12 protein-coding genes are annotated in these 20,415 nt (G+C 39.1%); 5 read left to right on the forward strand and 7 right to left on the reverse strand.

Annotated features, from left to right (window positions below; translation table 11 throughout):
- Positions 1–15 precede the first annotated feature (15 nt).
- The 5 genes from KUG63_RS05400 to KUG63_RS05415 all read left to right on the forward strand — a co-directional run bounded on the left by KUG63_RS05400 (position 16) and on the right by KUG63_RS05415 (position 11,598).
- Complete coding sequence (locus tag KUG63_RS05400; protein WP_287554341.1) at positions 16–3,342, forward strand: site-specific DNA-methyltransferase; 3,327 nt, start codon at positions 16–18, stop codon at positions 3,340–3,342.
- Position 3,343: 1 nt separating this feature from the next.
- Positions 3,344–6,661, forward strand: a complete 3,318-nt coding sequence (locus KUG63_RS05405; RefSeq protein ID WP_287554342.1) for a DEAD/DEAH box helicase family protein — start codon at positions 3,344–3,346, stop codon at positions 6,659–6,661.
- A gap of 861 nt (positions 6,662–7,522) precedes the next feature.
- Positions 7,523–9,274, forward strand: a complete 1,752-nt coding sequence (locus tag KUG63_RS05410; protein WP_287554344.1) for a PHA/PHB synthase family protein — start codon at positions 7,523–7,525, stop codon at positions 9,272–9,274.
- A gap of 368 nt (positions 9,275–9,642) precedes the next feature.
- Positions 9,643–9,903, forward strand: a complete 261-nt coding sequence (locus tag KUG63_RS11875; RefSeq protein WP_353885275.1) for a Na+/H+ antiporter NhaA — start codon at positions 9,643–9,645, stop codon at positions 9,901–9,903.
- A gap of 12 nt (positions 9,904–9,915) precedes the next feature.
- On the forward strand, positions 9,916–11,598 hold the full coding sequence (locus tag KUG63_RS05415) for a monovalent cation:proton antiporter-2 (CPA2) family protein (RefSeq protein WP_020161833.1): 1,683 nt from the start codon (positions 9,916–9,918) through the stop codon (positions 11,596–11,598).
- A 115-nt stretch (positions 11,599–11,713) separates the two neighbouring features.
- Here the strand turns inward: KUG63_RS05415 and KUG63_RS05420 are convergent, their stop codons facing one another.
- From KUG63_RS05420 to KUG63_RS05450, 7 genes are all read right to left on the reverse strand, one after another.
- Entirely contained in the window at positions 11,714–12,676 is a 963-nt protein-coding gene (locus KUG63_RS05420; RefSeq protein WP_020932990.1) for a sensor domain-containing diguanylate cyclase, read from the reverse strand.
- A gap of 49 nt (positions 12,677–12,725) precedes the next feature.
- On the reverse strand, positions 12,726–14,042 hold the full coding sequence (locus tag KUG63_RS05425; RefSeq protein WP_287554347.1) for a putative bifunctional diguanylate cyclase/phosphodiesterase: 1,317 nt from the start codon (positions 14,040–14,042) through the stop codon (positions 12,726–12,728).
- An 84-nt stretch (positions 14,043–14,126) separates the two neighbouring features.
- Positions 14,127–15,761 (reverse strand): PAS domain S-box protein, encoded by a 1,635-nt coding sequence (locus tag KUG63_RS05430; RefSeq protein ID WP_287554349.1) that lies wholly within the window; start codon positions 15,759–15,761, stop codon positions 14,127–14,129.
- Entirely contained in the window at positions 15,755–16,123 is a 369-nt protein-coding gene (locus KUG63_RS05435) for a response regulator (RefSeq protein WP_277642674.1), read from the reverse strand. Before KUG63_RS05435 ends, KUG63_RS05430 begins: the two co-directional genes overlap by 7 nt.
- Positions 16,120–17,469: an ATP-binding protein gene (locus KUG63_RS05440; RefSeq protein ID WP_277642673.1), complete on the reverse strand. Its 1,350-nt coding sequence runs from the start codon at positions 17,467–17,469 to the stop codon at positions 16,120–16,122. Before KUG63_RS05440 ends, KUG63_RS05435 begins: the two co-directional genes overlap by 4 nt.
- An 11-nt stretch (positions 17,470–17,480) precedes the next feature.
- Positions 17,481–17,900, reverse strand: a complete 420-nt coding sequence (locus tag KUG63_RS05445) for a response regulator (protein ID WP_073023464.1) — start codon at positions 17,898–17,900, stop codon at positions 17,481–17,483.
- Entirely contained in the window at positions 17,890–20,283 is a 2,394-nt protein-coding gene (locus KUG63_RS05450) for a response regulator (protein ID WP_287554351.1), read from the reverse strand. The genes KUG63_RS05445 and KUG63_RS05450 overlap by 11 nt, the downstream gene beginning before the upstream one ends.
- Positions 20,284–20,415 lie beyond the last annotated feature (132 nt).

Here is a 20,415-nt window from a genome sequence, read left to right on the forward strand (position 1 = left end):
TAATGGAAGTAAGGCATGGCTATCAAAAACAGCAAACTCACTAAATTCACAAGCTTATTGAAGGAGCTTTTTCAGCTCAATCAACCTGAGCTGGATTTTGGTATTTATCGCATCATGCATGCTCGAAAAGACGATATAAATCGTTTTATTGAGCAAGACTTACCAAAGGTTGTAAACACTGCATTTAGTGATTTTGAATCACAAGATAAGGTGGTAGTACAACAAGAATTGGTAAAAGCAAAAAAAGCAGCTGAAGATGCAGGGTTTGATGCATCACAATCTCCAAAAGTACGGGAATTAGAAGCGCAATACTCACAATCAGTCGATACAGATCGTGAAGAAGGTGAAGTATATGATGCGTTACTGACTTTCTTTAGCCGTTATTACGACGAAGGTGATTTTATTTCTCGTCGTGTTTATAAAGAGGGCACCTATGCCATACCTTATAGCGGCGAAGAAGTCACACTACATTGGGCAAACAAAGATCAGTATTACATCAAATCATCAGAATCATTACGAGACTTTTGTTTTCGCTTAAAGTCCGAGCAGCCAGAAAATCCAATGCGAGTTCATTTCCGTGTAGTTGATGCTGAAGCAGGCGCACAAAATAACAATAAAGAAGCGGATGATGCCAAACGTGTCTTTATCTTAGATCAAGAGAATCCGTGGGAAATTAAAGATAACGAGCTGAATATTTATTTCTATTACCGTGCGTCAAATCTTGATGATTGGACTGACGATGCATTAGAGAAGGCAACAGCGGCAGCTAAGAAAAAGCCGCCAACCTTAGATCACTTAAAGCAAATTGCCGAACAACACTTACTTAGTTTAAATGGGGGCGTACCTGATGAGTGGAGAGAGCTATTAGAAGTAAAGTATAAAAAAACAGATGGTGAACTGGCTGACTATAGCGTGTTAATGAGTCAGCTAAATTTATACACCAAGAAAAATACCTTTGATTATTTCATTCATAAAAACTTAGGTGAATTCCTAACTCGTGAACTTGATTTTTATATCAAAAATGAACTGTTCCGATGGGAAGATATCAGCAATATGAAAAGCAACCCTGCTCGGCTTGCACCGTTATTATCCAAGATAGAAGTCATTAGAACTATTGGTGAAAAAATCATCGCCTTCCTTGCTCAACTGGAAAATTTTCAAAAGAAACTCTGGCTTAAAAAGAAATTTGTTACCGAGACAAACTACTGCATTACCTTGGACCGGTTAGCTGAACAGGCAGATTTATTAGCTGAAATTACCGCGAATGAATTACAACGAAAACAATGGCAAGAGCTTGTTGAGCTTGATTTAGAACAATTTGATCAAGAAATTAAAGCAGGAGATTGGATAACACAATCAAAATATCGCTATTTGATGGTTGATACAGGTTTGTTTGATGAGGTTTTCAGAGCACATTTATTAGGTCAATTTGATGGCTTGGATGAACAATGTGATGGTGTATTGATTAATAGTGATAATTTCCAGGCACTGGAAATGATGAAGGAAAAATATAAGGAGCAAGTAAAGTGTATTTATATTGATCCTCCATACAATACAAATGCATCGGAAATACTTTACAAAAACTCTTATAAACACTCATCGTGGATTAGTTTAATTAATGATAGGCTGAGTAGCGGTAAACATCTACTATCAGATAAAGGTATACATTGTATAACTATCGATGATGTTGAGTTCCATCGAGTAAAGCCTGTTGTCGAAAATATTTTCAATCCTGAGAACACATTGGGGGTTGCATGTATCAAAAATAACCCGTCAGGTAGGTCTACTGCAAATGGATTTTCCATTGCTCATGAGTACGCTATTTTTTCGTCCAAATCTGAAGATACACATATTGGGCGTTTAGACAGGAGTGCAGATCAAAAAGCGAGATATAAAGAAAAAGATGAGATCGGTTACTTTGAATGGGTTAACTTTAGAAAACACGGTGGAGTAAAGAGTGATGCTCCAACAATGTTTTACCCAATATATGTAAGTAAAAACTCTCTTCGAGTTCCTGAATGTGAGTGGGATGGGAATGAATGGAAGGTGCTTGAGGAGCCAAAGTCAGATGAAACAATAGTTTTTCCTATAGATGAATCTGGAAAAGAGCGACGTTGGAAATGGGGGATAGATCGATTTAAAAGTGAACCATCAGAATTTACTGTAAAAAAAGACAAAAATTCTCAATTAACAGCATATGTTAAAGCGAGAATGAATGATGAGGGCATGCTCCCATTAACTTGGTGGGAGAAAAAAGAATATTCAGCAACATCATACGGAACTAATCTATTAAAAAATATATTTGGAGATTTAGATAATTTTTCTTATCCAAAGTCTGTTTTTGCTGTTATGGACTCACTTAGAGTGAGTACTTTAGGTGTTGATGATACTGTTTTAGACTATTTTGGTGGGTCGGGCACAACTGGGCATGCCGTTGTTAATCTTAATCGAGAAGATAGTGGTAAACGAAAATATCTTCTTGTAGAAATGGGGGCCTATTTTGATACGGTTGTTAAGCCTCGAATTCAAAAAGTAATTTATTCTCAAGATTGGAAAGCAGGAAAGCCAGTAGCTAATGAAAATGACAGTTTTAATGGTATTTCACATTGTTTTAAATATCTTCGACTTGAAAGTTATGAAGATACCTTAGCCAACCTACAGTTAAAGCGTACCCCCGTTCAAAATGACCTTTTATCATCGAATAGTGCTGATGAGCAATCAGCCCGTGAATCTTATTTATTAAACTATATGCTTAATGTTGAGACACAAGGTTCTGCCTCACTACTTGATATCAGTAAGTTTATTGATCCGACGGCTTATCAATTAAAAGTACGTAATCCTACAGGTGATGAAACTAAGCTGATTAATGTTGATTTACTGGAAACCTTTAATTGGTTGTTGGGTTTAACGGTTGAACATATCAATGCACCTATCTATTTTACTGCTGAGTTATCACAAGCTGATCATGGTCGTTGGCAAGCTGATGTTAAACGCCAAGCTGATGGGAAATGGTGGTTTAGAACGGTTGCAGGCACGAACCGAAAAGGGCAGAAGATTTTAATTGTTTGGCGTAATTTACCATCTGTTATAGCTAATGAAGCTAATGAAGCTAATGAAGCTAATGGATTGGTGATGGATAATGCTGTGTTAGATGCCGTGTTAATCGACAAACTCAGTGTGCGAATGACTGAAAGCCAAGATGATGAATTTGATATTTTATACGTGAACGGCGATCACAATATAACCATTCCTAAAAACCGCCAAGGTGGCTTGATGGAATCTCGCGTGAAATTGATTGAAGAAGACTTCCATCGTTTGATGTTTAGTAGCATAGAGCATTGATATGGCTAAACGTAGAACAAGAAGAAGGAATAACACCTTGCCATTTAGTGCCCAATTAATTGTTGCTCAGTGGTTATTTGCCAAATTTGGTTTCGAATCAACCAATGGTCGATTTTTAATGGATAATCGAGAGGTGCCGTTAATTGAAGCACTGCGTGATCGTTATCAATTAAAAGGTGATACGACACTTCGTAATAGTGAAGGTGAGCATGCCATTGTGTCGCGCTTATTGGCTGAAGCGGATGGTTTGCCTGGTATTTCCGATGATGAATTGCGTGAATATGATCGGAATATCAAGCATCTTACTGAAAAGCTAAATGACGGTAGAGCGATTGCCTGTGAACAAGCGATTGAGTGGAAATATTTTCAATACTTAATGTTGCTGTTTACGGAAGTTTATCTTGATTGGCTATTTCAAAAGCCTGAAGCCTTGAGAGATGAATTGAATAGTCATATCGAGACATGGAATTTAGCACATGAAGATGAAACTCCGCTCACGCTATTAGATACGAAAGACATGCCGTGGCTTGAGTTAAACAAGGTGGCGTATTGGAGTGCGACGGGTTCAGGTAAAACGCTGATCATGCATGCCAATATTTTGCAGTATCAATATTATCTTGAGCGGTATGGTAATAAAAAGGATTTAGGTAGAATTATCCTGCTTACACCCAATGAAGGGTTAACCCGCCAACATATTCAAGAGCTGGCGATTGCAGGGATTGAGGCGGCACCTTTTACTAAAAATCAGGGTTCATTGTTTGATAAGGCCGTAATCGTTATCGACATCAATAAATTTCGAGATGAAGGTAAGGATAAAACGGTCTCTACAGCATCATTTGGCAATAATAATTTAGTATTGGTAGATGAGGGACATAGAGGAACATCTTCTGGTGGTGATGGAACGTTTTTAAGACACAGAAATGCTTTATGTGAAAAAGGTTTTTCTTTTGAATATTCTGCCACGTTTGCTCAAGCAGCCATGAAGAGTGACGCTATTCGTCAACAATATTCTAAAGCCATCTTATTTGATTATTCTTACCGTCATTTTTATGCAGATGGCTATGGCAAGCAATCTCAAATTTTGAACCTGCAAAGTAGTTTAGATGATAGTGAACAATATAAATATTTGGTTGCTTCGTTATTAAGTTTTTATCAGCAACGGCGAGTGTTTGACGACAAGCAAGCCTTATGGAAAACATTCAATATTGAACCACCGTTATGGATCTTTGTTAGCAGTAGAGTTACTGCCAAAGGGATAAAGGGAGAAGAATCTGACAGTATTCAAGTTTTGAAGTTTATAGATAATGTCCTCAATAAACGCGAAGCTACAATTACTGCTATACGTAGATTACTTGAAGAAGGTTTAGTTGCCAGTGGTGGCACAAACCTTTTGCATGGGCGATTTGATTATTTAAAGGGGCTAACCGAAACGGCTGATGCTATTTACGATGATATGTTGGATAGAGTATTTCATACCACGGGTGGTCGATTGTACATAGAAAATATCTCTGGTGCGGCTGGTGAAATAGCATTACGTGGTGGTGTTGCAGATACACCATTTGGTGTTATTAACGTGGGTGACGATACTAAGTTGGTTAAGCTGTGTGAACAAAATGGACTTGAAGTGCAAGAAGCTCGCTTTAGCGGATCACTGTTTAGTGATATTAATAAGCCAAATTCAAAAGTGAATCTATTAGTAGGTTCGCGTAAATTCACTGAAGGTTGGAGCAGTTGGCGTGTATCTAATATGACGCTGATGAACATTGGTAGTAGTGAAGGTGCTCAAATTATCCAGTTGTTTGGTCGTGGTGTACGTCTTAAAGGCTGGAATGAAACTTTAAAACGCTCTGCTGAAGTCGTTATGCAGTTACCAGAAGGCATAGAACGTCCTAAAGAAATTTCTGTATTAGAAACATTGAATATCTTTGGTGTAAAAGCGGACTACATAGCCCAATTCCGTAAAGAACTTGAAGCTGAAGAAATTTTGGTTAATGAAGGCTTGCAGGAATATCGCTTGCCATTAAAACCTATGTCGCCAATGCCAGGTACGATTGGTTTAATCAGGTTGCAAGAAATGGTTGAAGGCCGATCGATTGGTAAACAAGGCAGTGCCTTTAGTAATTTAGCGGAACAAGTTTTTTTATTATCCCCTAACAAATTAACGGGTAGCGAAAGGGCATACTTTATTGATCCAGTAAAAGTAACACTGGATTGGTATCCAAAGTTGAAAGGTTTTGCTGCTGATGGTCTGGGGCAGATACAGGTAAACCGTAACACGGATAAGCTGTCAAAACTTCATTTAGCAATGCTTGATACTGATAGATTATATTTTGAGTTATTACAATTTAAGAGAGATAAACGCTGGGCAAGTCTGACCTTAAGCCGTGATGAAATACCACAAATTTTAGCAAATACAAATTGGTACACATTACATGTACCGAAAGAAGCGCTATCTATTCATGCATTGAACGGCGTTAAAGTTTGGCATGATATTGCAATCAGTTTGCTTAAAAAATATTGTGAAGTTTTCTATGGCTTAAGACGCAGGCAATGGGAAGCAGATAAGCTTGAGTATAGGCCCTTAAAAGATGATAAACGGATTTTACCTTGTGTTAGCAAAGAGACACCCGATGGTAGTTATATTGTAACGGTTGATCTTGGTCGCCATGAGGCGCTGATTAAACAGCTGGACAACTTACAAGAGAAAGTTAAAAACAATAAAGCGAGCGAATGGGCTGGAACAGCAACTAATGGCTTAGAATTTGTTTGGTGTGAAAGGCACCTTTACCAGCCTTTGATCGCTCAACATGATAAAGAGATTGAAGTATCCCCAGTGCCGTTAAATAAAGGTGAACAACAGTTTGTATCAGACATTCAAAAGGCAATAGAAAATGATGTTATGGCGAGTTATGACACATATCTATTGCGTAATGAAAGCAAGGGAGATGGTGTCGGTTTCTTTGTAGATGGCGGATTTTATCCTGATTTTATTCTTTGGCTAGTCAAAGAAGATCAACAGAAAATCATCTTCATCGATCCGAAAGGCTTACGTAATTTAGGTATTAATGACCCAAAGATTCGATTTTATAAAACGATTAAAGATATTGAGTCAGACTTGCATGACAAAAATCCAGCCTATAAAAATATTGAGATGCATGCCTTTTTAGTTTCAAACACTAACTCATCTGTCTTGGAAAGCCTGTGGTCAATTGATGATTTTAAAATCAGCAAAGAAGAAATGGATGCTCGGAATATATTATTTCCAGTCGAAGATTCAGAAAGCTATATAAAGAAACTGATTGATAAAGTGGAACTATGAAATATAGTCCTGATGTTGCTGTAATCCGAATTGTTCGTTAATAGATAATATTGATAAAACTGGAAGTATTAGAATCGAATCAGTTGCCAAATGATTAACAAGGATTAGTCAATTCAGAGTGGTTGCAAAACTACAGTAAAAACTACAGTGGTTTATTCTATTTCATACGCTTTCATACTTCTTTACAATCCGGCTAACTTCAGTTACTCTTTGTTTTATAAGGAGTTATAAGTTGTATGCAGTTTTTAGAATTAGTCTAAGACGAACTTTTAATGCGATGGTCGCGCGTTCGAATCGCGCACGACCCACCATCCTAATCAAAAAAAGCCGACATAATCGTCGGCTTTTTTGTGCTCGTAGGTTGGGGACGCTGCTTAAACTCAACACGCCAACCAGACACATTGTGATCCAGTATTCTTTGACTGGATCTCCAGCATTTTAGATTTGATGCGCGGCTTTGTACGAGACCAAAATATTACTGTTTACCGATTACCGATAGTTCAACTAGGTAGTTTGATAGCACTTTATCTTGGGCTGTTTCTTTTTTTGCTACCGCTGTTATTTTATCTGGGTTTGTAACACGTATATGGAAAAGGCGCAGATGCTCTGCAGTATTTAACTTAGCTTGATCCTTTACGTTATTTTTAATTATGATCAGATCTGTTTTTATGGAAGGAGTAGAACTTGCATTGTTATGGACAAAGTATTGGCCAATGCTGGTTATCGCCTTACTTTCACTGATTACAGCACGGTGGTTAGTTAAATATCAAATGTATTAAGTAGACCTTATTAAATCGTTATATTCTCTTTACATTAGTGTGGAAATGGATATTTAATTGATTATAAAGGCAAGGAGTCATTATGGAACATAGAGACCCTAGTAAAAGTGTTAACACGTTAGACCGTATTATTCACGCTGCTGAAGGAAAAATAACGGCGGGGATTTCACCAACATCAATGATGTTAGCTTATATCGATTGGGCTATACATTTGGCTAATTCGCCTGGGAAACAAGGCGAGCTGATTAAAAAAGCGATGAAAAAAAATAGCCGCTTTTTGAGTTATGTTGTTAAGTGTTTGACTCACCTTGGAAATGATGTGGACAACCAGCGTTGTATAGAACCGTTGCCACAAGATAAGCGCTTTGAATCAGATGCATGGAAGAGATTACCGTTTTCACTTTATGCTCAGTCATTTTTATTGACTCAGCAGTGGTGGCACAACGCGATAACGGGTGTTAATGGTGTTTCTAAGCATCATGAGAATGTTGTTTCGTTTACGACACGCCAGTTGCTGGATGTGATCTCTCCCTCAAATTTTTTGCTGACAAACCCGGATTTATTAAAGGTCACCGAACAAGAAGGGGGGCAAAACTTAGTAAGGGGAATGCAAAACCTCTTGGAAGATTGGGGACGAAGTAGCAGGGGTGAAGGCCCTGTCGGTATTGAAGCATTCAAAATAGGGGAAAACCTAGCCACAACGCCAGGGAAGGTTGTGTATAGCAATCACTTGATTGAATTGATTCAATATAGCCCGACGACTGACAAGGTTTATGCGGAGCCGATTCTTTTTGTGCCAGCTTGGATTATGAAATATTACATCATGGATTTATCTGAACATAATTCAATGGTTAAGTTCTTGGTCGATAATGGGTATACGGTTTTTATGATTTCTTGGAAGAACCCAACAGAGGAAGATCGTGATTTAACACTAGAAAATTATATAGACTTGGGTGTAGGGCATGCATTAGAGCAAGTTTCATCAGTGATACCGAATAAAAAAATTCATACAGTTGGTTATTGTTTAGGAGGGACCTTATTAACATTGGTTGCCGCAGCATTGGCTAAAGAAGATAACAGTATCATTGGTTCAATTACGTTATTTGCTGCACAGACTGATTTCTCTGAGGCTGGAGAGTTAATGCTTTTTATTGACCACAGTCAGGTTGCTTACTTAGAGGATATGATGTGGGAACAAGGTTACCTAGATACAAAACAGATGAAGGGAGCATTCCAGTTATTGCGTTCCAATGATTTAATCTGGTCAAGGGTATTACATGATTATTTGTTGGGGCAACGCGCACCAATGAATGACTTAATGGCTTGGAATAGCGATGCAACAAGAATGCCTTACAAAATGCACTCTGAGTATCTTGAACAGCTTTTCATGAATAATGATTTTTCAGAACATCGTTACAAGGTTCATGGTAAACCTGTTTCTTTAGGGGATATTGATTGTCCGCTCTTTGTTGTAGGAGCGGAGAAGGATCATGTGGCACCATGGAAATCAGTCTACAAAATCAAACACTTAACGCGTACAGAGGTGACCTTTTTACTGACTAGTGGTGGACATAATGCAGGGATCATTAGTGAGCCTGGTCACCGAAACCGTCATTACCGTGTTTCATTAAAGAAAAAAAGTGATAAGTACCTTTCACCTGATAAATGGTTGGAGTCAACAGGTGTTAAAGAAGGTTCGTGGTGGTTGGAATGGGAGCGCTGGTTGGTCAGTAAAAATGAGGCGGAAAAGGTCGCACCATCAAAAATGGGTATAAAGGGTAGCGTGGCTAAAAGCTTGATAGATGCTCCAGGACATTATGTTTTAGAACATTAAGTGTTTGATCAGATCAAATAAAAATACTCACTAGGCTTGAAGAGAACTTAAGGGCAAACAAAGATTGTTATGTAGATGGGCTGGCTATTAACACCGGCGTGTTGGAAGAAGAGAACTTGCGGATACTAAGTGTATATCATCATTTAAGTGAAGCTAAAACAATATTAAAAGCCGATGTTAGTAAAGTTAATGTAGCTTTATATACGATAACTGCCAAAGAGGTGGTTTCGAGGTTATTGGCGCGGTTGGTGGGGTGGTTTTTCTCATCTTACCTTTATTTGCATTTTTTAATGCGGGTGATATATCTCTAAACCAAAGGCTGGCTCAGTAACTGTTGGCATCATGCTGGGTTTGTTTTTAGGTAAGCAATTAGTTTTTTTGGTTTTAGTTGGTTAGCCATTAAGTTAAAATTAGAGGCACTATCTAGTGGAAGTAATTGGATGCAATTATATGGAGTCTCTATTCTGACTGGTATAGGTTTCATGATGAGCTTGTTTATTGTCTCTCTAACCTCCACCGATGCCAGCTTGTTTCAATATACTGATAAACTAGCTATCTTGTTGGGTTCCTTTGCATCGGGAGTTTTTGGTTACTGGATCCTTAATTGTTGCAGAAAACAGTCTACTTAGAAGGGTAGAGATATGTCATCGGGTTATCTTGAAGATTTAATTATTCTACTGGTGGCTGCCGTAGCGGTGGTGCCGATATGCCAAACGTTAAAACTGGGTGCTGTTCCTGGCTTTTTGATTGCAGGTTTAGCTGTTGGTCCATCCGGCCTAGGGCTCATTCATAATCTATCTGAAATCCGTCACTTTGCTGAAATAGGCATAGCCTTTCTTTTATTTGTGATTGGGATTGAGCTTAAGCCGTCGCGACTCTGGCAGATGAAACGAATGGTTTTTGGTTTAGGTACGCTCCAAGTGCTGATAACAGGCTTGGTCCTTGTTGCAGTGAGTTACTATGTTTTTGAAGTTCCATTACAAGCAGCGGCAATTATTGGTCCGGCATTAGCGCTGTCATCAACAGCTTTTGTTTTGCAACTTTTAAGTGAGCAACGTTTGTTGAAATCAACATACGGTAGAACATCATTTTCGATTCTCCTTCTTCAGGATTTGGCCGTTGTGCCGTTACTGGCATTGGTCAGTCTTTTAGGCGTGTCAGAAATAAGTATGGGGGATGATATTGGTTTAGCGCTGGCAGAGTCTGTATTTACTCTGTTGATGGTGATTTTATTTGGACGCTATTTTTTACACCCTGTTCTTCATCGGATTGCGTTAACAAAAATTCCAGAAGTGTTTACGGCGTCAGCTATATTGGTTGTTCTTGGTGTGTCGTTGATTGCCGAGAAGGTTGGCTTATCAATGGCGATGGGCGCGTTTATAGTTGGTATGCTGATGTCTGATTCCTCCTATAAACATCAGGTTATTTCTGAAATTAAACCGTTTAGAGGGCTGCTATTGGGGTTGTTTTTTATGACAATGGGGATGTCATTAAACCTTGGCTTGCTGATTGATCAGCCGTTGCTTTCAATGGGGCTAGTTGCGTTATTGATTGGTATTAAAATACTGATTTTATTCCCATTAACTTATATGTTTGGTTTAAGTAAGGGGAAAAGCTTAGCGGTTTCATTGGTTTTGGCTCAAAGTGGTGAATTTGCATTGGTGCTGTTTTCCTTATCACTAGACTCCGGCATTTTAGCGCCGGCCCTTCATCAACAACTGTTATTAGTGATCTTAATTAGTTTATTGGTCACGCCAATATTGGCCGAATGTGCAAGAAAGGTGGTGACGAAGAAGAAATTGATAGGAATAAACCCTTCCGAAGTGCCTAAATCATCGCCAATAATACTAGCGGGTTTTGGTCGTGTTGGGCACCGGATAGGAGATATTCTAAAGTTAGCGGGAAAACCCTTTGTTGCAATTGATATCGACCCTAATATTGTTCGAAAATCTCAAGCGAATAACCTTCCTGTCTATTATGGAGATGTTTGTAATAAAGGATTGCTTGATTCAGTTGGTGTCGGAGATTCGCGCATAGTCATTGTGACGGTTAATGATATGGAAACATCAAAATTAATTGTTGGGTCTTTACGGCAAACTTACCCAGATTTAGCGATTTACGTTAGGGGAGGCAATTCATTAGAGTGTACCCAGTTATTAGAAGTAGGGGCCTCAGCAGCTGTATCAGACACCATAGAAGCGAGCATTGAATTGGCTGGGATGGGGTTAACTTCCTTAAAGGTAGCGGAAAAAGAAAAGAAAAGTATTCTGACCAACTACGCTAAACATTATTATGAGCAAATAAAACTAGCGAAGAAATACTAGCTTGGTTTGTTTAGATTGAACAGCGCTATCAATCACCTAAAATAAAATTTTTTTGAGAATAAAAAAGTTTTATTTTCAGTAGCGGTACTTCTATGGTTTATTTTTTTTAGTTTAGTTATTTACGGGACGTATTTTTTTGTTGGTACATTAATGAGTCGGCTTGGTTTAATAAAGACTCTATTGATGGGGTTTGTTCTAGATCAATGGGGATAATACCTTCACTGAATTCAATGTTATAACCACGATTGGCTGTTTTATTGTATAGCCTTAGAGCACGACGAAAACGGGCCATTGTTTTTTCGGCAGGTTGAGCGAGGGTGTCAGTTAATAAAATAGCGAATTCATCACCTCCTATCCGTGCAAACACGTCAGACTTCCTGAATGATTTTTTCATTAATTCAGCAAAGGCAATTAGCGCAGTGTCTCCTTCAGCATGTCCAAATGTATCATTAATGGGTTTAAAACTATTGAGGTCTAGAAAAGCAATCGAAACAGGAATATTTTGGCGGGTGCATATTGTTAGACTATGTTCAGCTAATTTAATAAAGCCTCTTCGGTTAGATATTTTTGTGAGTTCATCAAGCGTTGCTAGTTCGATAGCCATCAGTTCGCGTGATGCAAGGTCAGCAAGATCATTCAAGATATCTAAGTCTTCTTGACTAATATCCCTGGGCTCTTGATCAATAATACATAACGTGCCCAACATACTGCCGTCTAAGTGCCTTAGTGGGCAACCAGCATAGAAACGAATGAACGGGTCATTTAGCACGAGTGGGTTATCTGCAAAACGTGGGTCAACCAGTGTGTCAGGGACGATGAAAATGTCATTACCCAAAATAGTATGCCCACAAAACGAAATATCTCGGGGTGTTTCACAGACACTAAGGCCAACACAAGATTTGAACCATTGACGGTTTTCATCTACAAGGCTGACCAGAGCAATGGGAACATTAAACATGCGTTTAGCTAGGCGTGTTAAACGGTCAAACCGCTCTTCTGGCGGCGTGTCTAAGACATTGAGTGAATGAAGTGCTTTGAGACGGCTTTGCTCATTATCCGGAATGATTGGTTTTTCCATTAAACCCTCTTTAGTTTAAGGTATCTTTAAAGAGTATAGGTGTTAGTGTCTACTTTACAAGACCATTTTTTAGGATTTGTTCAAACTTTTTAACGGGCACAGGTTTAGAGTAAAGGTAGCCTTGACCATAGTCACAGCCCATTTCACTTAATAAGTCTTGTTGTGCTAATGTTTCAATACCTTCTGCGACAACTTCTATACCGAGGGCGTGAGCCATAACAATAATGGCATTACATAACTCACGTTTGTCACTGTTTTCAACAATTTCTTGGGTAAAGGATTTGTCTATTTTTAAGAAGTCAAAGCCAAATTTATTTAAATAGGACAGTGATGAGTAACCGGTTCCAAAGTCATCTAGGGACAGTTTTACGCCGTTATGCTGCATTTGTTTAAATTGCAACATTATGTTTGGGTCTTCTTGGAGTAATAGACTTTCGGTGATTTCAACGACTAAGCCAGGTTCTGGGTAGTTTGATGCTCGACTTAGGGTGTCCATCCAATCGGCGTGTTGACTGAGTGATTTAAACTGCACAGGCGATTTGTTAATACTCACTTGGAAGTCAGCTTGAAAATGTTGACGCCAATGCTTTAGTTGGGCTAACGCCTGTTGAAACACCCAATCGCCAATATCTATGATTAGGCCAGACTCTTCTGCGATAGGGATAAACTGTAGCGGACTAATAATGTCTCTTTGTGGATGATTCCAGCGTAATAAGGCTTCTGCTTTTATAACAGTGTTAGTTCTTAGCGAGATAATGGGCTGATAATAGAGTTCTAACTGATTTGACGGTAATGCGGTACGTAGGTCATTTAAAATAGAGGCCCGATAATTTGCATTTTCTTGCATGGTTTTGGTGAAGTAACAAAAACGACCTTTCCCCTGAGCTTTTGCGTAATACATTGCTTGGTCTGCATGCCTTAATAAATCAACGATGCTGTCTCCATCATCAGGGTAAAAGGCAATGCCTATGCTAGCGGACACATAAGCAATTTCTGTATCGAGCTTAAACGGCCGGCTTAATGATTCAATAATAGCATTAGCGACGCGCTCTACACTGTGCGGGTTGTTTAAGTCCGTCATAACGATGGTAAACTCATCGCCGCCTAGTCTAGCGAGCAAGTCGGTTTCGCGGACACACTCAGAAATACGTTTTGCCGCGTCAATCAATAATAAATCACCGAGATCATGTCCTAATGAGTCATTAACTTCTTTAAAATGATCTAAATCTGCAAAAAGTACGGCAAACGGAATTTTAGTTCGATGATATTTGGTTATTTCTTCACTAATGCGTGTTTTTAACAGATTGCGGTTTGGCAATTTTGTTAGGCTGTCATGATTGGCCTGTTTAATAAGCAGCTCATCCATTTTTTTCTTTTCGGTAATGTCTGAAAATAATGCCGCACGCTGAAGTACCTCGCCGTTATCATCGTAAATAGTTGTTATTGTTAGCTATTCTGTGTAATGTTCGCCATTTTTCCGTTTATGCCAGACTTCCCCTTGCCATTGGCCAGTATCAGCCAATGATTTCCACATCTTGTCGTAAAATTTTTCATCGTGCCGACCTGATCTTAAAATATGAGGGGTTTTACCAATTACTTCTTCAACAGAGTATCCCGTCACGGTAGTAAAAGAGGGGTTAGCGGTAATAATTTTATAGTCTTTATCAATTAACAACATGGCTTCAACAGAATGTTGGAAAATGGCATTGGCTAGGTTTAGTTGTTTATTAGCTTCGTATCGTTGAATAGCGATTTCAATTAATTTGACATAAAAAGAAAATAACTCAATATTTTGAGTCGTCATAGGCATTGCTTTGTCGCGAAAATGTATAGCAATAACGCAAGTGTCGTCTGATGAGAGGTCGATGGGTTCTAACCAGCAGGCATTAAACCCTGTTTCGGACATTATTTTATAGTCAGTTGGCTGCTGGCTACTGGTGGGAGTACGCTCTATGATTTTTCGGCCTTGCTGTATTGCTTGCTTATATAAGCAGTTGCTGGACTCTGTAAAGCTTTGGCTAATAGCTTGTTGGTAACTATCTGGCATTGAAGGGGCCGCTATTAGAGATAATTGGTTCTGAGCGTCAGCTAATAAAATGCTACATCGGGTATGCGGTATTTCATGTTCTAATCCGGTAGCAATTTTTTCTAGTACGGTAGCTAGGTTACGAGAGTCTAATAATTGCCTAAGCACTTCTTTGTGGAGCTGCTCTTGTTGCTCTTTTCGTTTACGCTGGCTTATGTCATGAACGGTAGCCTGGATCAGTAACTGGTTATCTATTACCATCGAGCTGAGTTCTACGGATGCAGGAAATAGCTCGCCATTAAGTTTTTTTAAGTTCCATTCGAAAGACTGTTTTTGTTCCCTAAGAGCCAAAGTAATATATCGTGCGGCAGTTAAGGTTGATTTAGAGCCGTTTGGTTGAGTGGTGGCAGACCAATCGGTTATCTTGGTACCAATAAATTGGTCTCGATGATGGCAGCCAAGCAGTTTTAAACAAGTTGTATTGCAATCAATGAGTTTTTCACTATCACAGATGATGATTGCGGATTGAGCTGTTTCAAATAAAGCTTTGTATTTAATCTCAGACGCTTTAAGGTCTATGGCCTGAATTGCAAGCTTGGTTGAGAGACTTTGGTTGTATTGCTTCGTTAAATTAGTTTCATTTGTATGTGAAACAGGGGCATCTATTGGAGTTTTTTTCTCAACGGGCGAAAGTATATTTTTAATTTGAATGATAAATTGCTCAGGGTCTGTTGGTTTGGCGATGAATAAATCGGCGCCAACTTCTTTTGCTAAAGCTTCATCAACATCTTCAGTAAAGGTTGCTGAATAAAAAACAAAAGGAATCTTTTGATAGCGTTCATCAGACTTAGTAGACAGGCAAAAGCGGTACCCGTCCATTTCTGGCATTAAGATATCGCTGATAATCAGGTCAAATTTTTGTTTAGCCAATTTATCCATCGCATCTTGACCATTTTCTGCACCAACGGTTTGGTAGCCATGCCCTTTTAAAAGGGTCATCAGCATCAACCGATCATCTTCGATATCTTCTGCAATTAAAATGGTGTTTATAGCTAACATGACGCTAATGCTTGGTGGATTTGATCGATGATAGTGTCTGGGTTAATGGGTTTTTCGATATAACCAGAACACCCTGCTTTGAGGGCTTTATCCTTATCGCCATCTAGAGCATAAGACGTTAATGCAACGACGGGAATGTGGCGATGGGGTGTGGATTGTTTAATTTGTTGTGTCGCTTCTAAGCCACTCATATCAGGTAGCTGTATATCCATTAAGATTAAGTCAGGTTGCTCATCCAGCGCTTTGTTAACCGCCTGTGTACCATTAACAGCTTCAATGGTTAGAAAGGCATTGTTATTTAGGATGTAGGTAATAAGGTAACGGTTATCAGGGTTATCATCGACAATTAAAATAGTTTTCATTTGCTGGCTCCTCCAATGGGTAATGTTAAAGAGAAGTTGCTACCTTTATTAGGTTCGCTGGTCATGGTTATTTGTCCACCAAGTTTGTTAGCTAATCGTTGTGAAAGATAAAGCCCTAAGCCAGTGCCTTTACCTCGTGGATTGTTGGCTTGAGTTGGGTTGAGTTTGCTAAACGGTAAAAAAAGTTTGTTGGTATCATCGTCGCTGATTCCGATGCCAGTGTCAGAGAAAGTCACGGTAAAAAACGATTCTCTTTGAGTGAGTGAGATGATGATTTCTCCCTCATTGGAGAATTTAATGGCGTTATCCAGTAGGTTAATTAGGATTTGTTTAATACGGCGCTTATCACTAAAACAAGAAAAGCTTTCAGGTAGGTTTGATCGAATAGTTAACTGCTTGTCTAAACAGGCTTTTGAGAGTATTTGGATAACGTCTTTTATTAACTCGATTAGATCAAAATTATGGTTAGTAATTGACACAACACCTGACTCTATTTTACTGACATCTATCACATCATTAATCAGGGTTAATAAGTGAGACGCGCTCTTTTTGACAATGCCGAGTTGTTTAGCTTGTTCATCGGTGATCTCGCCGCTCATGCCTTGCAACATAATGCCGGTGAAACCAATGATTGAGTTTAAGGGAGTTCTTAGCTCATGACTCATAGAGGCGATGAACATGCTTTTTATTTGGTCCATTTCCAGTAGTTTTTGATTGGCGCTGAGCAGGTCTTTGGTTCGTGATGCAACACGGCGTTCTAAATCAGCGTTCAGTAATTCAATGTGCTGTTTAAGTTGTAATTGCTTGGCCATTTCTTCTTCCAACTCGGTGTTTTTTTGTTCGAGTTCAAGCAGTTTATCTTCTAGTTTATGGACTAATCGGCTGCTGTATTGCCGTAAATACTGTTGTTCAGATTCTATCAGTGGGCTTTTAGCATCGGGTGTGATGTTGTTCTTTTCAACTTTAAACGGTTTGGCTAACTCTTCTTTTATGATGTTTAATAAGTCTTGTGTTTTTTGAGGTTTGATGAGAAAACGATTTGCGCCAAGTTTTAATCCAAACTCTTTATCTTTTTCATCGGTATACGTGGCCGTATAGAAAATGAAGGGGATGGAGCAAAAACGGTCATTTTGCTGAACTTGTCTACAAAACTCGTAACCGTCCATAATGGGCATTAAAATATCGCTGATAATTAAATCAATATGGTTAGACGTAGTGAGTTGTGCTAAGGCATCTTCACCATTGACAGCGCTGAGGACCTTATACCCCTCTCGTTGTAAAATGCGTGACAATAACTCCAAGTTTTCTGAAAGATCATCGACGACTAGAATAGTTTGCATGGTCATACTCTTAAGCCTTATGGCTGAGTTTCATCACAACTTTTCTCAGCGTTTTTTGATTGAAAGGTGGCATGTAAAAGCTCTATTTTTTCAATCAGTTGGTCTAAGTTAATGGGTTTGGGTTCATAGTGGTCGCAACCCGCATTAATGGCTTTTTCTTGATCTGATGTCATAGCATGAGAGGTGACGGCGATAATAGGCGTATGCTTGCCTAGCGGCTTTTCATGTTTACGAATGGTTTTAGTTGCCTGCCAACCATCAATGATCGGTAAATTCATATCCATTAAAATGACATCAGGCGATACTGACAAGGCTAACTCAATGCCTTGTTGACCATCTTCAGCAAGGATCATGTGGTAGCCTTTTCTATATAAGCGTCTACTCAACATATCACGGTTCATTTCATTATCCTCCACCAGTAGAATTTTAAGTGTCATAGGCTTTTAGAGCACTAGTTTGGATGCGGTTAATAATTTGCAGAATGACATTATCGGTATTCATGAGTAGTGATGTTTTGGTAATGATTTGTTGAGTCGAGGTCTTTAAGAGGTCTTTTTCAACGGGTGATAGATCTTTGGCTGTCATAACGATGATGGGAATTTCTTTGGTATTGGGTAGTTGGTGTAGTTTTTCTAAGAATGTAAAGCCATCCATTTCAGGCATCATCAGGTCTAACAGAATCAAGTCGGGGAAGTGGTTTCTTATTTTATTAACGCCTTCTTTACCGTTGAGTGCTTTTGTTATGGTGCAACCGAAATTTTCGAGGGCTTGCTCCAGTTTAGCTATGGTGCTTGCCTCATCTTCGATAATTAATATTTCAGGCATTTTGTTGTTGCTAATAGCTTTACTGACGACACGTAATAAATTGTTTTTATTAACAGGTTTGTTAAGGTAGTCAATTGCGCCCAATTCAAAAGCTTTTTTCTTTTCATCTAAAAAGGTGCTCATGACAACAGGGATCTGTGCGGTACGTTGATCAGATTTTAAAATTTGTAAAACTGTCCAGCCGTTCATTTCGGGCATCATGATGTCTAATATGATGACTGAGGGGGCGTGCTCACGGGCTTTTTTAACACCAGCTTTGCCATCTTGAGCGGTAATGATCTTAAATGGCATTTTATTAAGGTGTCGGCTCAATAATGTGTGTACTTGGGGGTCATCATCAATGATTAAGATGGAGCCTTTAGGACTACTTTCAGGCGAAGTGTTTTCTTTTGGTTGTTCTGCTAAATAGGTTTTTATTTTAACGAGGGTTGATATATCAATGGGTAACGTTACCGTAAATGTTGAGCCGCTCCCTTTGGCGCTATTGACCTTAATTTCACCACCCATTAGTTGGCAGATTTCCTCGCTTATCGGTAGACCTAGCCCAGTACCACCATATTGTCGAGTCGTACCACTATCTACTTGAACAAAGGGGATGAAAACTTTATCTAATTGGCCGGGTGTCATACCAATACCGGTATCTTCTACGCTAAAAATGAGTTGTGAGTTTTCCTTTTGTACAGACAATGTTACCTGCCCCTGTTCTGTGAATTTGCTTGCGTTTGACAATAAATTAAGGAGAACTTGGCATACCTTTACAGTGTCAGTAATGCAATCACCAAGATCGTCTGGGCATATAACATTGAAGGTGTTTCCATTTTTTTCAATTTGCTTTTGTGCGACTGTTACGACCTGATTAATAAGTCTTGAAATAGCAATTTTTTCTGGCATCAATTCAACTCGGCCAGCTTCAATTTTAGCTAAATCGAGCACATCGTTGATTAGGCTCAGTAGGTGATTGCCTGCCGTGTGAATTTTTTCTAAGTCTGCTACTTGTTGTGTAAGACCAACGTCTTGAGCATCTTCAGTTAATAATTCGCTATAACCAATAATAGCGTTTAACGGTGTTCGTAGTTCATGTGACATATTGGCAAGAAACTCAGACTTCATTTGGTTAGCTACCTCTGCGGACTGTTTCGCTAATAAGAGTTCTTTCTCGATCGCTTGACGCTCGGTAATGTCACGCATAATACCGGTATAAAAATGCCGGTCAGCAACAACAGTTTCGCTGACAGAGAGGTCCATTGGGAAGGTGCTGCCATCTTTACGAAGGCCTGTTACTTCGCGGCCAGTGCCGATATGCTCATTGTGATATAGCTCAGGTATTAATATATTAATGTTTTTGCCAATGACTTCTTCTGGCTGGTATTGGAAAATACGTGTGGCGGCGGCATTGAAGCTTTCAAGTGTGCCTTTGGAGTCTAAGGTGATAATGCCATCTGCCACGGTATTTAAAATGGCATTTAAACGTGCTTCACTTTCTCGAATAATAGTGCTGGCCGCCATGGCTTCGTTATGAGCCAGTTCATCTTGCACCCAGTTTGCTAAATCGTTTAGCACTTTTTTTTCAGTGGATGAGAGTTTTTTGGGTTGTGAATCAATCAAGCATAATGTGCCGATAGCAAAGCCACTTTTTGTTTGGAGAGGGGTGCCTGCATAAAACCGAATATTAGGTGCTGCAGTGACTAAAGGGTTGTCTTTAAATCGTGGATCTAAGAGGGTGTCTTGAACTTCAAATACATCGGATTGTAAAATAGTGTGGCCGCAGAAAGAAATTTCTCGGGATGTTTCACACACAGAAAGGCCTTGTTTGGATTTAAACCACTGGCGATCTTCATCCACTAAGCTAATTAACGCAATGGGCACGTTAAAAAACTGCTGAGCAATGTTTGTTATGCGGTCAAAACGCTCTTCATCTGGCGTATCAAGAATGTTGAGCTTTTTAAGAGCCTCTAGACGTTGAGTTTCATTGCTGGGTTGTTTGGGAGCATCCATCCATGAGTCCTATTCAGCATACCTATGAGTTAACTGTAACTCGATAGTATTATTTTGTACATGGATCTACCTCTCACTTTTAAGATGTTTGAAATAAAATAAAGTCTTCAAATTAGGTTGATTAGTGTTTTT

Source organism: Cycloclasticus sp. (assembly GCF_019090545.1).
GTDB classification, from domain to species: Bacteria; Pseudomonadota; Gammaproteobacteria; order Methylococcales; family Cycloclasticaceae; genus Cycloclasticus; species Cycloclasticus pugetii.

What these genes read in the sequence shown, in the direction of transcription:
- KUG63_RS05425 (WP_287554347.1), bottom strand. Translation starts at nt 14,042, where the DNA reads ATGGATGAGCTGCTTATTAAACAGGCCAATCATGACAGCCTAACAAAA.
- KUG63_RS05430 (WP_287554349.1), bottom strand. Translation starts at nt 15,761, where the DNA reads ATGTTAGCTATAAACACCATTTTAATTGCAGAAGATATCGAAGATGAT.
- KUG63_RS05415 (WP_020161833.1), top strand. Translation starts at nt 9,916, where the DNA reads ATGTCATCGGGTTATCTTGAAGATTTAATTATTCTACTGGTGGCTGCC.
- KUG63_RS05440 (WP_277642673.1), bottom strand. Translation starts at nt 17,469, where the DNA reads ATGACCATGCAAACTATTCTAGTCGTCGATGATCTTTCAGAAAACTTG.
- KUG63_RS05410 (WP_287554344.1), top strand. Translation starts at nt 7,523, where the DNA reads ATGGAACATAGAGACCCTAGTAAAAGTGTTAACACGTTAGACCGTATT.
- KUG63_RS05445 (WP_073023464.1), bottom strand. Translation starts at nt 17,900, where the DNA reads ATGACACTTAAAATTCTACTGGTGGAGGATAATGAAATGAACCGTGAT.
- KUG63_RS05420 (WP_020932990.1), bottom strand. Translation starts at nt 12,676, where the DNA reads ATGGAAAAACCAATCATTCCGGATAATGAGCAAAGCCGTCTCAAAGCA.
- KUG63_RS05400 (WP_287554341.1), top strand. Translation starts at nt 16, where the DNA reads ATGGCTATCAAAAACAGCAAACTCACTAAATTCACAAGCTTATTGAAG.
- KUG63_RS05450 (WP_287554351.1), bottom strand. Translation starts at nt 20,283, where the DNA reads ATGGATGCTCCCAAACAACCCAGCAATGAAACTCAACGTCTAGAGGCT.
- KUG63_RS05435 (WP_277642674.1), bottom strand. Translation starts at nt 16,123, where the DNA reads ATGAAAACTATTTTAATTGTCGATGATAACCCTGATAACCGTTACCTT.
- KUG63_RS05405 (WP_287554342.1), top strand. Translation starts at nt 3,344, where the DNA reads ATGGCTAAACGTAGAACAAGAAGAAGGAATAACACCTTGCCATTTAGT.